Raw genomic sequence first — 13,729 nt, 5'->3', positions numbered from 1 at the left:
TCGTGGCGTCGCAAGGAAAACCGCCGCAAATCGTTGACGCTCCAGCCTGTCACGCCTAGAGACCGGTCGACAAATCCTTATCCGCCGCGAAGACGGCCATGACTGGAACTTTGACATGACGGGATCAAACATCATCGATCTCACTCCCGAGATGCTTGCCGCGGCGGCCGAGAGCAAGGCCTGGCCGTTCGAGGAAGCGAAGAAAGTCATCGCCCGCTACAAGGGCAAGGACTTTCCCGAGACCGTCCTGTTCGAGACCGGCTATGGCCCGTCCGGCCTGCCGCATATCGGCACCTTCGGCGAGGTGGCGCGCACGACAATGGTGCGGCATGCCTTCCGGGTGCTGACGCAAGACAAGGTCAAGACCAAGCTTCTGTGCTTCTCCGACGACATGGACGGTATGCGCAAGATCCCGGAGAGCGTGCCGGACCGCGCCGCGCTTGAGCCCTATCTGCATATGCCGCTTACCTCGGTGCCCAATCCGTTCGGCGGCGACTATGCGAGCTTCGCCGACCACAACAATGCGATGCTGTGCCGCTTCCTCGACACGTTCGGCTTCGACTACGAATTCGCCAGCGCAACGCAGTACTACAAGGCCGGCCGTTTCGACGAGGTGCTGCGGCGCGCCGCCGAACGCTATGACGAGATCATGGGCGTGATGCTGCCGACGCTCGGGCCGGAGCGCCAGGCGACCTACAGCCCGTTCCTGCCGATCTCGCCGAAGAGCGGCCGCGTGCTCTACGTGCCGATGATAAATGTCGACGCCAAGGCCGGCACCATCACCTTCGACGACGAAGGCACCGAGACGACCCTGCCTGTCACCAGCGGTCATGTGAAGCTGCAGTGGAAGCCGGATTTCGGCATGCGCTGGGCGGCGCTCGGCGTCGATTTCGAGATGTTCGGCAAGGATCACCAGACCAACGCGGCGATCTACGACCGCATCTGCAACATCCTCGGCGGACGCGCGCCGGAGCATTTCGTCTACGAGCTGTTCCTCGACGAGGAAGGCCAGAAGATCTCGAAGTCGAAGGGCAACGGCCTGACCATCGACGAATGGCTGACCTACGCGCCGACGGAGAGCCTCGGCCTCTACATGTATCAGCGCCCGCGGCAGGCGAAGAAGCTCTATTTCGACGTCATCCCGAAGGCGGTGGACGAGTATTACGCTTTCCTTGGCGCCTATCCGCGCCAGGACTGGAAGGAGCGGCTCGGCAATCCGGTCTGGCACATGCATGACGGCAACCCGCCGGCCATCGACCTGCCGGTGCCCTTCGCGCTGCTGCTCAACCTGGTCAGCGCCTCCAACGCGCATGACAAGGCGGTGCTGTGGGGCTTCATCTCGCGGCATGCGCCGGGCGTGACGCCGAAGACGCATCCGGAGCTCGACCGGCTGACCGGCTACGCGATCCGCTATTTCGACGACTTCGTGAAGCCGACCAAGGTCTACCGCGCCGCCGACGAGGTGGAGCGCGACGCGCTGGCCAAGCTCTCCGACGCGCTCGGTGCGCTGCCGCAAGGCGCCGACGGCGAGGCGATCCAGAACGCCGCGCTCAATGTCGCGCGCAAAATCGAGCGCTACCAGGATCATTCCAAGCAGAGCCCGGAAGGCGGGCCCGGCGTGTCGGTCGTCTTCTTCCAGATGATCTACCAGGTGCTGATCGGCCAGGAGCGCGGACCGCGCTTCGGTTCCTTCGCGGCGCTTTACGGCATCGCCGAGACGCGCGCGCTCATTGAGCGGGCGCTGGCTGGTCAACTGGCGGCGTAACGGCGCCGCCATCGGCCGGCAGGATCGAATCCGGCGCCACCGGCGCCGGCCCTGACGCGGCCGGCAGCGCCGGCAGGCCGTCAAGCTTTGGCGCCGGGCCGAAAATACCCTTCTTTGCGGCGCGGGCCTTGTTCTCGTCCTCGACATAGGGACCGCCTTGCGCCGCGCGCGCCCAGCCATTCTCGACCAGCCACTGGCCGATGTCCTGATTGCCGATATGGCATTCGGCGGTAATGATGTCGCGACCGCCGTCCGGCGGCACCGTGCAGGCGACCGCACGGCCACGCAGGAAGGCGCGGAAGGCTGTTCTGGCGCGCGTGCCGCAGGCCCAGCTCTTGCCCGCGTCGCTACAGGTTTCGTCGGCCTTGACGACGTCCACGCCGGACACGGCGACGGCATAGCCCTTCGACTCGATGAGCCCGGCGGCGGTAGCGACCGGCTGGAACAATTTTGTGCCGTTCCAGTCGCCCGGCATCTTCGTTTTGGGCGGCTTGGGCGGCCCGGCCAGCGCCAGATCGCTGAGCGGCGCGCGCGGTTCCACCCGTTCGAGTTCGCTATCCGAGAGAGCGGGCGGCGCCACGACGTCGGGATCGATGGCCCTCGAATGAACAGGTGGCTGCGGAGCGGCGGGCGCGGGAATGGCCGAGGTCGCGGGCTCGTCCGGCTGCGACTCAGAGCTCGGATCCGCAAGCGCGTCCGGATCGATCCGATCCACCGTGATCGTGCTCTCACTGCCTTTGATTGCGCGCCCGCCGGTTACGACGAGCGCCGCCATCACGGGAATTGCCAGAACCGCCAGGGCTGTCTGAAGAATCCGCATAAGCTGGCCTACTGGCTCGCCCAGACGATGCGCGCCACCCATTCGATGTCGCGCGTCGGGATGTCGCGGTCCGGGTGAGCGGGGTTGAGCGAAACCAGCACGATCGATTTCACCGTTTGCCGGTCGAGCACCTTGGCCATCACCTCGCCGGCGGTGGTCTTGACGACGACACGGTCGCCCTTGCGCGTCGGCGCGCCCGGTTCGACGATCAGCACATCGCCATTGCGGTAGAGCGGCAACATGGAATCGCCCTGCACCTGCAGCGCATAGGACGTCTCGGTCGCCCGCGCCGGCAGCTCGACCAGATCCCAGCCCTGTCCCGCCGGATAGCCGGCATCGTCGAAGAAGCCTCCCGCGCCGGCCTGGGCAAAACCAAGCAACGGGACGGCGCTGCGCTGTTGGGCTATGGAGACGCCGCCGCGCCCTTCGACCAGTCCGGTGAACTCCTCGAGCGACGCGCCGGTGGCCTCGATGATCTTGGCCAGCGATTCGGTCGAGGGCCAGCGCGGCCGGCCGTCGGAAGACAGGCGCTTCGACTTGTTGAAGGCCGTCGAATCGAGACCCGCGCGCCGGGCTAGACCGGAAGCCGAGAGCGAATAGCGCTCGGCGAGAGCGTCGATGGCGGCCCATACGCGGTCGTGTGAGAGCACGCGCGCTCTCCTTCAAACAGGAAAAAATGCCTCAAGCCTGTCTAGCGCGCGACCACACCATTGTCCACCGGTAGCGGTGGACCGGGATGGAAAGTGATACGCTGTCGCGCAAACGGGCAAGGTGGATATCGGGCGTCCGATTGACCCCGGCGGCCGGATCAATTTATGGTCGACCTGCGGTGCAAGCCGCCTCCGGGTCCGCGGGAAGGGTTGAACCCACTTGCTTCAATGAGCTGACAGCCAAACCTTTGTGCAGCCGGATTTGCGGACCTTCGGCGAAGAACGCACGGAGGTTTTCATGAACCAACTCCCCAACCGTCCCAATCTCGACCTGTTGAAGAAACAGGCCAAGGACCTGCTCGCGGCCTACCGGCGCGGTGAGCCGGACGCGCTCGCCCGCTTTCGCGAAAGCCTGCCTTTGGCGCTGGGCAAGGACGACCCGGCAATCGCTGCGCTCGGCCTTCGCCTGCATGACGCCCAGTCGTGCCTGGCGCGCGAATATGGCTTCCCATCCTGGCGCGACCTCGGCAGCTTCGTCGCCGCGCAGCGTGCCTATGGCGCCGACCGCGCCTCCTCGTTCCGTAATTGGGCTGGACTGGTCTATGCCGGGGACATCAGCGGCAGCACCGACCGCGCGAGCCCGGCGGCCGCAGCACGCATGGTCGAGGAACATCCCGGCCTCACACGGGGCGACGCATATCTGGCCTGCGCGGTTGGCGACGAAGCAGTCCTGCGGGAGGCGATGAAGCGGGACGCGGGCTGGGTCAACCGCCCCGGCGGCCCGCTGAACCTGCCGCCGCTGGTGGCCGTGACCCATTCGAGCCTGGTGCGGATGCCACGCTTTCGCGACGCGCTTCACGCCGCCGCGAGATTGCTCATCGCGGCCGGCGCTGATCCTAATCAGGCGACCGGCAGCCGTTGGCCGCCGGCCTCGCTGGAGAAGCCTTCGGATAAATATAAGCTCTCGGCGCTGTACGGCGCGGCCGGCCAGAACCACGATCCGGAGATGACGAAGCTGTTGCTCGACGCGGGCGCCAATCCGAATGACGGGGAGTCGCTCTACCACTCGCTCGAGAACCCCGCCTGCACGCGGCTTCTGCTTGAGGCCGGCGCCCGCGTCACGGGTTCGAACGCGCTTTATCGCGTCCTGGATCTCGACAGCCTGGAGACGCTGGAATTGCTGCTCGCCGCGCCGGATGCCGATCCAAACGAATCGGCGGGGAGTCAGCCGACCTCCGATTGGGGCAGGCCGCTTCTGTGGGCGATCCGGCGCCGCCGTTCGCCGGCGCATATCGAAGCGCTGCTCGCGGCCGGCGCCGACCCGTCGGCGCGAACACCCGAAGGCCTGAGCGCCTATCAGCTTGCGCTGCGGTTCGGCTTGCCGGATGTCGCCGCGCGGCTGCGGCAATCAGGTGACGAAGGTCCACTTCTGGACGACGAGCAATTCATCGCCGCCTGCGCGACCGGCGACGAGACGGCGGCGCGGATAATCAAGGCCCGCCGGCCCGACCTGCCGGATTCGCTGTCCGACCAGCAATTGCGGCTCTTGCCCGAACTCGCCGCACAGGGCTGCCGCGACGCGGTGAAGGCGATGGTCAGGCTCGGCTGGCCGATCGCCCGGCGCGGCGGCGACTGGGACGCCTCGGCGCTGAACCATGCCGTCTTTCGCGGCGATGCCGACCTTACCCGCTTCCTGCTCGAACACGGCGCGGAATGGAAAGAACGGCATGGCTTCGGCGGCGATGTGCGTGGGACGCTCGGCTGGGCGTCGGTCAACGAGCCTGAACCCGGCGGCGACTGGGTTGGTTGCGCAGAGGCGCTTGTGGCGCACGGAATGCCGGCCGGGCGGCCGGATCCGCAAGGCAGGCGGACCGTCGTCGCGTTCGACGAAGAGTTGATGGTCTTTTCGGACGAGGTGGCCGATTTTCTGCTCGGCAGGGCGGTCTGAGCCGAAGCGCGATCAGGCCGCCTTACCCTGTTCGCGCAAATTCCGGTGCGACACCATGAAGGCCCGCTCGGCTTCGGTCGACGGCGTGGATTGGCGGCGTGGCCGAGCGCCGCAACGACCTCGTCGATGTCGAGGAAGCGGCGGCCGCCGCGGTCATAGACGCCGCCGGCGGTCAGGATCATCGCCGCGGTCTCGCCGCCATCCAGGACGAAACGATGCCTGCCGATGACGGACGTGCCTTCCCAGTTCTCGATTGACGAGACCACCTCGAAGCGGCGCCACAGCCTGATCTCGCGCACATGGGCGACCTGCAGTCCGCCGATCATCGGCGCCCAGCCATTCTTGCGCGCAAGCGCGATGAGGCCGACGCGCAGGAAGATGTCGATGCGCCTACAGCGTCCTTTGCGCGTCCTATTGGACGCGCAAAGGACGCTGTAGCACTTCGGAGTGGCGCATGATCCTTTCCGAAAATCGATTCCGATTTTCGGGGTCATGCGCATGATCGGCCAGCATCATGTAGCGCGCGTTGTTGAGATGCAGGTTGAAGTCGATGTCGATCGGCAGGCAGCGAAAAGCCAGCCGGCTTTCCTCGCCGACCCGATAAGGGCCACGGCTCGACGCCGTGGCCATGGGTGCGGGCATTCGACCCCAGGCATACATCTTGGGTTGATCAGGCCGCCTCTCTGACCTCGCCCTTCCGATAGGGGTCGAAGCGCTGGTAGAAGGTCTCGCCCTTCTCGGCCATGTCGAGCAGGAGTTTTGGCGCCTTGAACTCGGCGCCATATTTCTTCTGCAGCCCCTTGGCGATCTTGACGAAACGCTTGGCGCCGATGCCGTCGATGTAGGACAGCGCGCCGCCGGTGAAGGGCGCGAAGCCGAAAGCGAGGATCGAGCCGACGTCCGCCTCGCGCGGATCGGTGACGATGCCCTCTTCCATCACCCGCGCCGCTTCCAGCGCGATGGTGACCAAGAGGCGCTGCTTCAGCTCCTCATAGTCGACCTTTTCGGGCTTCAGCTGCGGGTAGAGATCCTTCAGGCCCGGCCACAGCTTCTTCTTCGCCGGCTTGGCCGGATAGTCGTAGAAACCCTTGCCGTTCTTGCGGCCGAAGCGGCCATGCGTGTCGACCATGGTGTTGATCAGCGCCATTTGCCCGGGATCGACGGCCTTGTCGCCCAGATCCCTGATGGTCTGCTTCATGATCTTCTGGGCAAGGTCGACGGCGGTCTCGTCGGTCAGCGCCAGCGGGCCGACCGGCATGCCGGCAGCCTTGGCGGCGTTCTCGATCATCGGCGCCGGTACGCCTTCGATCAGCATCTTATAGGCTTCCGACATATAGCGCAGCACGCAGCGGTTGACGTAGAAGCCGCGCGTGTCGTTAACCACGATCGGCGTCTTCTTGATGGCGCGCACGAAGTCGAAGGCAACGGCCAGAGCCTTGTCGCCAGTCTTCTTGCCGAGGATGATCTCGACCAGCATCATCTTGTCGACCGGCGAGAAGAAGTGGATGCCAATGAAGTTCTTCGGCCGCGCCGAATTCTTCGCCAGCGCTGTTATCGGTATGGTGGAGGTGTTGGAAGCGAAGACGGCCGATGACTTCAGCACCGCTTCGGCCTTCTCCATGGCTTCCTTCTTGACGCTCGAATCCTCGAAGACCGCTTCGACGACGAGATCGCAGCCGGTAAGGTCGGCATAGTCCGCCGTCGGGGTGATCAGCGACAGGAGCTTGTCCTTGTCTTCGGGTTTGGCGCGGCCCTTCTTGACCTGATCGGCCATCAGGCTGTCGGAATGCGCCTTGCCCTTCTCGGCCGACGGCAGATCGCGGTCGAGCAGCACCACGGGAATCCCGGCACGCGCCGTGACGTAGGCGATGCCGGCGCCCATGAAGCCGGCGCCGAGAATGCCTATCTTCTTGAACTTGGTCTCCGGCACGCCGGCCGGACGGCGTGCGCCCTTGTTCAGTTCCTGCAGCGAGACGAACAGCGAGCGGATCATCGCCGCTGCTTCCTTCGACTGCATGATCTCGGTGAAATAGCGCTGCTCGATCCTGAGCGCCGTGTCGAACGGCACCAGCAGGCCTTCATAGACGCATTTCAGGATCGCGGCCGCGGCGGGATAATTGCCGTAGGTTTCGCGGCGCAGGATGGCGATCGCCGGCGGCCACAGATTGGCGCCGGCCGCCGAATAGATCGGACCGCCCGGCAGCTTGAAACCCTTCTCGTCCCAGGGCGCGACCGGCTTCAGGCCGTTCCGGATCATCGCCTTGGCGATCTCGACCAGTTTCGAAGGCTCGGCGATCTCGTGGATCAGGCCCATCGCCTTTGCCTTTTGCGGCGTCAGGTTCTGCCCGGTGGTCAGCATCTGTAGCGCCTGCTGCTGGTCGGTCAGCCGCGGCACGCGCTGGGTGCCGCCGGCACCCGGGAAGATGCCGATCTTCACTTCGGGCAGGGCCATCTTCACCTTGTCGGAATCGGCGGCGACGCGGCCGTGGCAGGCGAGCGACATCTCGAAAGCACCGCCCATGCAGGTGCCGTTGATCGCCGACACAAACGGCTTGCCGCAGGTCTCGATCTTGCGGAACAGGCCGGTCATGTAGCCGGCATTGTCGAACAGTGTCTTGGTCGCCTTTTCGAGATCATTCTCCTTGTCGACGGCAAAGGTCGCCAGCATCTTCTGCAGCATGGCGATGTCGGCGCCGCCGGAGAAGCTGTCCTTGCCGGAGGTGATGACCGCGCCCTTGAGGGCGGCATCGCCGGCCACATGATCGACGATGGCGTTCAGCTCGCGCATCACCTCCTCGGTGAAGACGTTCATCGAGCGGTCCGGCATGTCCCAGGTGATCAGCGCGATGCCGTCGGCGTCCACGTCGAGGGTGAAATTGGTGTAGCTCATCTCTTCTCTCCCCGTCAGACGCGTTCGATGATGGTTGCGGTGCCCATGCCGGCGCCGATGCAGAGCGTGACCAGCGCGGCGTTGAGATCGCGGCGCTCCAGCTCGTCCAGCACCGTGCCCAGGATCATGGCGCCGGTGGCGCCGAGCGGATGGCCCATGGCGATCGCCCCGCCATTGACATTGATCTGGTCGTGCGGGATGTCGAAAGCCTGCATGTAGCGCAGCACGACCGAGGCGAAGGCCTCGTTGAGCTCGAACAGGTCGATGTCCGACTGCTTCATCTTGGCGCGCTTCAGGAGCTTCTCGGTGACGTCGACCGGACCGGTCAGCATCAGCACCGGTTCCGAGCCGATATTGGCGAAGGCGCGGATGCGGGCGCGTGGCTTGAGCCCCATCGCCTTGCCGGCTTTCTTGGAGCCGAGCAGCACGGCGGCGGCGCCGTCGACAATGCCGGAGGAATTGCCGGCGTGGTGGACGTGGTTCACTTCCTCGACTTCTGGATGTTTCTGCACGGCAACCGCGTCGAAGCCTCCCATCTCGCCCGGCATGACGAAGGACGGGTTGAGCGAGGCCAGCGACTGCATGTCGGTCGAGGGCCGCATGTGCTCGTCATGGTCAAGAATAGTGAGGCCGTTCTGGTCTTTGATCGGGATCACCGAATTCTTGAAACGGCCCTCGCCCCAGGCCTTGGCGGCGCGCTTCTGGCTCTCAACCGCATAAGCGTCGACGTCGTCGCGGGAAAAACCGTATTTCGTGGCGATCAGGTCGGCCGAGATGCCCTGCGGCACGAACCAGCCGGGTAGGCCAACGGACGGATCCATGAACCAGGCGCCGCCCGACATGCCCATGCCGACGCGCGACATGGATTCGACGCCGCCGGCAATGACGATCTCATCCGCCCCTTGCGCGATCTTGGCGGCGCCGAAATTTATGGCGTCGAGACCAGAGGCGCAGAAGCGCGATATCTGCATGCCGGGCGCCGAGGTCGCGTAGCCGGCCTCGAAGGCGGCGGCGCGCGGAATGACGGAGCCCGCCTCGCCGACGGGGTCGACACAGCCGAAGATGATGTCGTCGACATTGCCGGTGTCGAGCCCGTTGCGGTCGCGCAGCGCCTCGAGCGTCCTTGCGGCAAGCCTGACCGCCGGCACCTCGTGCAGCGAGCCATCCTTCTTGCCCTTGCCGCGCGGCGTGCGCACGGCGTCATAGACGTAAGCCTCAGTCATTTTCGTGCTCCTTGGCTTTGCCGGCCGCCGCGCTCAGAGAGAACGCCCGATCAGCAATTTCATGATTTCGTTGGTGCCGCCGTAGATGCGCTGGACGCGGGCGTCGCGGTACATGCGGGCGATCGGATATTCATTCATGTAGCCATAGCCGCCGTGCAGTTGAAGGCATTCGTCGACGACTTTGCCCTGCAGATCGCTGAGCCAGTATTTGGCCATCGAGGCGGTCACCGGGTCGAGACCGCCATCGATATGGCGGGCGACGCAGTCATTGTAGAAGACGCGGCCGATCGTGGCCTCGGTCTTCAATTCGGCCAGCTTGAACTGGGTGTTCTGGAAATCGATGATCGCCTTGCCGAAGGCCTTGCGTTCCTTGACGTAGTCGATGGTCAGCGCCAGCGCCCGCTCGATCATGGCGATCGCCCCGGTGCCGATCTGCAGCCGCTCCTGCGGCAATTGCTGCATCAGCTGGACGAAGCCCTTGCCTTCCTCGTGGCCCAGCAGGTTTGAGGTCGGCACGCGCACGTCGTTGAAGAACAGCTCGGACGTGTCGTTCGACTTCAGCCCGATCTTGTCGAGGTTGCGGCCGCGCTCGAAGCCCTCGACCTCCTCGGTCTCGACGACGATCAACGAGGTGCCCTTGGCGCCCTTGTCCGGATCTGTCTTGGTGACGACGATGATCAGGTTGGCGAGCTGGCCATTGGTGATGAAGGTTTTCGAGCCGCTGATCTTGTAATGGTTGCCGTCCTTCTCGGCGCGGGTCTTGACGCCCTGCAGGTCGGAGCCGGCGCCGGGCTCCGTCATGGCGATGGCGCCGATCAGCTCGCCGGTCGCGAGCTTGGGCAACCATTTCTGTTTCTGCTCCTCGGAACCGTAATGCAGGATGTAGGGTGCTACGATCGAATTGTGCAGGCCGATGCCGAAGCCGTCGACGCCGACATGGCCGATCGCCTCGATGATGGCGCTCTCATGCGCGAAGGTGCCGCCCGAGCCGCCATATTCCTCCGGCATGGAAGCGCAAAGCAAGCCGGCCGCTCCGGCTTTCAGCCAGCTCTCGCGGTCGAACATCTCGTTCTTCTCGAACTCGTCGTAGCGCGGCGCGATCTCTTCGGCCATGAAGCGGCATGCCATGTCGTAGAGCATGCCGACCTCGTCCGCCGCCCAGGCGGGCTTGGGAAGACCAAGAATTTCGGCTGGATTTGTCGCCACGATTTCCTCCGCGTTCCGACACTGGTGGGCCGGCGGTGCCGGCCCACCAAACCTAGAACGCTTCCGCCGGCAACGCCATCAGCGTGTCCGCGCCACTCGATATGCGGGCGAGACGCGCCGCCGTTTCCGGCATGACGCGCTCCATGAAGAAGCGCGCGGTCGTGAGCTTGGCGTCGTAGAACGCGCCAGCGCCGTTGGCGCCGTCCGCGAGCTTCGCCTCAGCGGATTTCGCCATCTGCGCCCACATGTAGCCCAGCGCCACCAGGCCGAAGAGATGCATATAGTCGCTCGAGGCCGCACCGGCATTGTCGGGCTTGGCCATGGCGTTCTGCACCAGCCACATGGTGGCCGCCTGCAGGTCGTTGAGGCCCTTCTTCAGCGCCTTGGTGAAGGGCGCCATCTTCTCGTCGGCACGGTTTTCCTCGCAGAACTCGCCGACTTCCTTGAAGAAGGCCTGCACGGCGCGACCGCCATTCTGCGCCAGCTTTCGGCCGACGAGGTCGAGCGCCTGGATGCCGTTGGCGCCTTCATAGATCATGGCGATGCGGGCGTCGCGCACGAACTGGCTCATGCCGTGTTCTTCGATGTAGCCGTGGCCGCCGAACACCTGCTGCGCCATGACCGCGTGGTCGAAACCCTTGTCGGTGAGCACGCCCTTGACCACCGGGGTCATCAGGCCGGTGTAGTCGTCGGCCGCCTGGCGGTCCTTGTCGTCGCCGGAACGGTGCGCGACGTCGGACTTGATCGCCGTCCACAGCGCCAGCGCGCGGCCGGCCTCGTTGAAGGCCTTCATGGTCATCAGCGAGCGTCGGATGTCGGGATGGACAATGATCGGGTCGGCCTTCTTGTCCGGCGCCTTGACGCCCGACAGCGAGCGGCCCTGCAGGCGGTCCTTGGCGTAGGAGACGGCGTTCTGATAGGCGATCTCGGAGACCGAAAGCCCTTGCAGGCCGACGCCGAGACGGGCCTCGTTCATCATCGTGAACATGGCTTTCAAGCCGCCGTTCAATTCGCCGAGCAGAGTGCCTTCCGCCTCGTCATAGTTCATGACGCAGGTCGAGTTGCCGTGGATGCCCATCTTCTCCTCGATCGAGCCGCAGGAGACGGTGTTCCTCTCACCGGGATTGCCCGAGCCATCGAGCCTGAATTTCGGCACGATGAACAGCGAGATGCCTTTCACGCCTTCCGGCGCGCCCTCGGCGCGGGCAAGCACTAGGTGGACGATGTTGTTCGCCATGTCGTGCTCGCCGGCGGAGATGAAGATCTTCTGGCCGGAAATCCTGTAGGTGCCGTCGCCGTTGGGAACGGCCTTGGTGCGCAGCAGGCCGAGGTCGGTGCCGCAATGCGGCTCGGTCAGGTTCATGGTGCCGGTCCAGGTGCCCTCGATCAGCCTAGGCAGCCATGTCGCCTTCTGCTCGTCGGTGCCGTGGGTGACGATGGCCGCGATCGCGCCTTGCGTCAGGCCGGGATACATCATCAGCGCCATGTTGGCGGAAACCATATATTCGGAAATAGCCTGGTGCACCGTGTAGGGCAGGCCCTGGCCGCCGAACTCGACGGGTGCCGCAAGCCCCATCCAGCCGCCTTCTCGATACTGGTCGTAGGCCTCCTTGAAGCCCTTCGGCGTCGTTACCGAGCCGTCGTCATGGCGCACGCAGCCTTCCATGTCGCCGACGCGGTTCAGCGGATGCATGACGTTTTCGGCCAGCTTGGCGCCCTCGGCAAGGATCGCCTCGAGCACGTCGGGCGTCGCATCCGAGAAGCCCGGAAGATTGGAATAGCGCTGATAGCCCAGCACATCGTTGAGCACGAACAGCGTGTCCTGGATCGGCGCCCTGTAGATCGTCATGCCTTCCTCCGCCCATGGTCCTGGCCGACCGGCAAGTCCCATCCGCATCCTGGATGGGAGGCCGGGCCAATATCGATGTCCCGATAACAAATATTGACGTTTGCGTAAACGTCAACTTGGTCGCGGCCGCAAAAAATTTTGGTGAGCGCAGGGAGAAATTTTCGTCAAACTCTCCTTGCCCGCATTTCCATGGCAGGGCAGTTTCCCATAATGAACCCAGCCGCATTCATCATCACCATCCAGACTCATTATCTGGACCAGTTCCGGTCATTCGTGAAGGAACAGCAGCAAAGTTGCTCCCGCGGAACGGCGGAGGTCAAGTTCCAGCTCGCCGATCAGGACGAGCTGTTTCGGCAGCTCTGCTGCATCGACTTCATCAAGAACGACGGACAGATCGAACCCGTCGAGCTTCAGCCCGACATTGTGAGGTTCGAGCCGTTTTCAGGCCGGATTGGAAGTGCCGAGCTGTTGGTGGAGCAGCTCCAGTGGAACGATGTCGTGATCCGTCACACGCTCGCGTCTCCCCCGCACGATGAGCTGGATACATGGTTCCAGCATTGGTTCGATCCGAACGATGATCGTCACCGGGACGATGCGGAGCTTGGAAACATCATCCATTCGCTCTGGGTTCGGCCGAGGGAACTGACCGTGGATTTTGGGACAGCCTCGCCGGACGCATTCTGGAGCCTGCTTGCAATTCTTGAACGCGCCGGCACGACCGGCTTGCGCATCAAAGCGTCAACGGTGCAGCAGCTGTCCTGAGCAAGCCCAAGAAAAAAGCCGCGTGGCAACAGCCACGCGGCTTTTTTGGGAGATTGAATGCTCGCGCGATCAGCCGGCGGCGCTGGCCTGCGGCGCGGTGCGCTCAGTCAGCATGTGGCGCACCTGTGTCATCGAGGCGCTGAGCTCGTTGATCGCGTCGTCGATCAGCGCACGCTGCTTCTGCAGGCGGGCGAGTTGCTTCTCCGACTTGTCGAGGGCCAGCCGCAACTGCCTGGTGTTGGTGCCGGTCGGATCGTAGAGATCCATCATCTGCTTGACGTCGCGCAGCGAGAACCCGACCTTGCGGCCGAGCAGGATCAGCTTCAGGCGAGCCTTGTCGCGGCGCGTATAGAGACGGGTCGAGCCGTCGCGATGCGGATTGAGCAGGCCCTTGTCTTCATAGAAACGCAGCGTGCGCAGCGTCACACCGTATTTCTTGGCCATCTCGCCGATGCGGACGAATTCCTCGCCGGCTTCGACCGGGATGTCATTGGTATTGGCCGCGGCTTCGCCGGGCGAAACAAGTTTCATGGTCACTGGCTTTCCCCTGGTGGCGTCGCGGTCGCGGACCAAGCGTCGCCTGAGTGGAAGCGGGGGCGTGCTTCCAATCGTGGTT

General features: G+C 64.4%; 10 protein-coding genes and 2 pseudogenes. 3 read left to right on the top strand and 9 right to left on the bottom strand.

Annotated elements, in window-relative coordinates; all coding sequences use genetic code 11:
• Positions 1 to 115 precede the first annotated feature (115 nt).
• On the top strand, positions 116 to 1,765 hold the full coding sequence (locus FJW05_RS06945) for a lysine--tRNA ligase (RefSeq protein ID WP_140629536.1): 1,650 nt from the start codon (positions 116 to 118) through the stop codon (positions 1,763 to 1,765).
• Here FJW05_RS06945 and FJW05_RS06940 read toward each other — a convergent pair.
• Entirely contained in the window at positions 1,728 to 2,585 is an 858-nt protein-coding gene (locus tag FJW05_RS06940; RefSeq protein ID WP_140629533.1) for a thermonuclease family protein, read from the bottom strand. The two genes, FJW05_RS06945 and FJW05_RS06940, sit on opposite strands and share 38 nt — an antisense overlap.
• Positions 2,586 to 2,593: 8 nt before the next feature.
• The gene (locus FJW05_RS06935; RefSeq protein WP_140542045.1) at positions 2,594 to 3,235 is read right to left on the bottom strand and encodes a helix-turn-helix transcriptional regulator; all 642 of its coding nucleotides are present in this window, start codon (positions 3,233 to 3,235) and stop codon (positions 2,594 to 2,596) included.
• Positions 3,236 to 3,533: 298 nt separating this feature from the next.
• On the opposite strand from FJW05_RS06935, the gene FJW05_RS06930 reads away from it, so the two are divergent.
• Positions 3,534 to 5,183 carry a hypothetical protein gene (locus FJW05_RS06930; RefSeq protein WP_140629531.1) on the top strand — a complete coding sequence of 550 codons (1,650 nt, stop codon included), beginning with the start codon at positions 3,534 to 3,536 and terminating at the stop codon, positions 5,181 to 5,183.
• 12 nt (positions 5,184 to 5,195) lie between these two features.
• Here the strand turns inward: FJW05_RS06930 and FJW05_RS06925 are convergent.
• The 6 genes and pseudogenes from FJW05_RS06925 to FJW05_RS06900 form a co-directional block, all read right to left on the bottom strand.
• Positions 5,196 to 5,572: pseudogene (locus tag FJW05_RS06925) on the bottom strand (thioesterase family protein); the annotation flags it as partial.
• Between the two features lie 112 nt (positions 5,573 to 5,684).
• A pseudogene (locus FJW05_RS06920) lies at positions 5,685 to 5,843 on the bottom strand (thioesterase); the annotation flags it as partial.
• Between the two features lie 10 nt (positions 5,844 to 5,853).
• Positions 5,854 to 8,073 carry a 3-hydroxyacyl-CoA dehydrogenase NAD-binding domain-containing protein gene (locus FJW05_RS06915; RefSeq protein ID WP_140629527.1) on the bottom strand — a complete coding sequence of 740 codons (2,220 nt, stop codon included), beginning with the start codon at positions 8,071 to 8,073 and terminating at the stop codon, positions 5,854 to 5,856.
• 14 nt (positions 8,074 to 8,087) lie between these two features.
• Positions 8,088 to 9,296 (bottom strand): acetyl-CoA C-acetyltransferase, encoded by a 1,209-nt coding sequence (locus FJW05_RS06910; RefSeq protein ID WP_140629524.1) that lies wholly within the window; start codon positions 9,294 to 9,296, stop codon positions 8,088 to 8,090.
• A gap of 33 nt (positions 9,297 to 9,329) precedes the next feature.
• A complete protein-coding gene (locus tag FJW05_RS06905) occupies positions 9,330 to 10,502 on the bottom strand; it encodes an acyl-CoA dehydrogenase family protein (protein WP_140629521.1) in 1,173 nt (390 codons plus the stop codon).
• A 52-nt stretch (positions 10,503 to 10,554) separates the two neighbouring features.
• Positions 10,555 to 12,351 (bottom strand): acyl-CoA dehydrogenase, encoded by a 1,797-nt coding sequence (locus FJW05_RS06900; protein ID WP_140629518.1) that lies wholly within the window; start codon positions 12,349 to 12,351, stop codon positions 10,555 to 10,557.
• Positions 12,352 to 12,561: 210 nt separating this feature from the next.
• Here FJW05_RS06900 and FJW05_RS06895 point away from each other — a divergent pair, with 210 nt between their 5' ends.
• Positions 12,562 to 13,113, top strand: a complete 552-nt coding sequence (locus tag FJW05_RS06895) for a hypothetical protein (protein ID WP_140629515.1) — start codon at positions 12,562 to 12,564, stop codon at positions 13,111 to 13,113.
• Between the two features lie 69 nt (positions 13,114 to 13,182).
• Here the strand turns inward: FJW05_RS06895 and FJW05_RS06890 are convergent, their stop codons facing one another.
• Complete coding sequence (locus FJW05_RS06890; RefSeq protein WP_140542085.1) at positions 13,183 to 13,644, bottom strand: MerR family DNA-binding transcriptional regulator; 462 nt, start codon at positions 13,642 to 13,644, stop codon at positions 13,183 to 13,185.
• Between the last annotated feature and the right edge of the window lie 85 nt (positions 13,645 to 13,729).

Source organism: Mesorhizobium sp. B2-9-1 (genome assembly GCF_006439455.1).
Lineage (GTDB): Bacteria > Pseudomonadota > Alphaproteobacteria > Rhizobiales > Rhizobiaceae > Mesorhizobium.
The sequence above is the reverse complement of the archived record's forward strand: the minus strand, read 5'-3'. Positions and strand labels throughout refer to the sequence as shown.

What these genes read in the sequence shown, in the direction of transcription:
- FJW05_RS06890 (WP_140542085.1), bottom strand. Translation starts at nt 13,644, where the DNA reads ATGAAACTTGTTTCGCCCGGCGAAGCCGCGGCCAATACCAATGACATC.
- FJW05_RS06930 (WP_140629531.1), top strand. Translation starts at nt 3,534, where the DNA reads ATGAACCAACTCCCCAACCGTCCCAATCTCGACCTGTTGAAGAAACAG.
- FJW05_RS06900 (WP_140629518.1), bottom strand. Translation starts at nt 12,351, where the DNA reads ATGACGATCTACAGGGCGCCGATCCAGGACACGCTGTTCGTGCTCAAC.
- FJW05_RS06915 (WP_140629527.1), bottom strand. Translation starts at nt 8,073, where the DNA reads ATGAGCTACACCAATTTCACCCTCGACGTGGACGCCGACGGCATCGCG.
- FJW05_RS06945 (WP_140629536.1), top strand. Translation starts at nt 116, where the DNA reads ATGACGGGATCAAACATCATCGATCTCACTCCCGAGATGCTTGCCGCG.
- FJW05_RS06895 (WP_140629515.1), top strand. Translation starts at nt 12,562, where the DNA reads ATGAACCCAGCCGCATTCATCATCACCATCCAGACTCATTATCTGGAC.
- FJW05_RS06940 (WP_140629533.1), bottom strand. Translation starts at nt 2,585, where the DNA reads ATGCGGATTCTTCAGACAGCCCTGGCGGTTCTGGCAATTCCCGTGATG.
- FJW05_RS06910 (WP_140629524.1), bottom strand. Translation starts at nt 9,296, where the DNA reads ATGACTGAGGCTTACGTCTATGACGCCGTGCGCACGCCGCGCGGCAAG.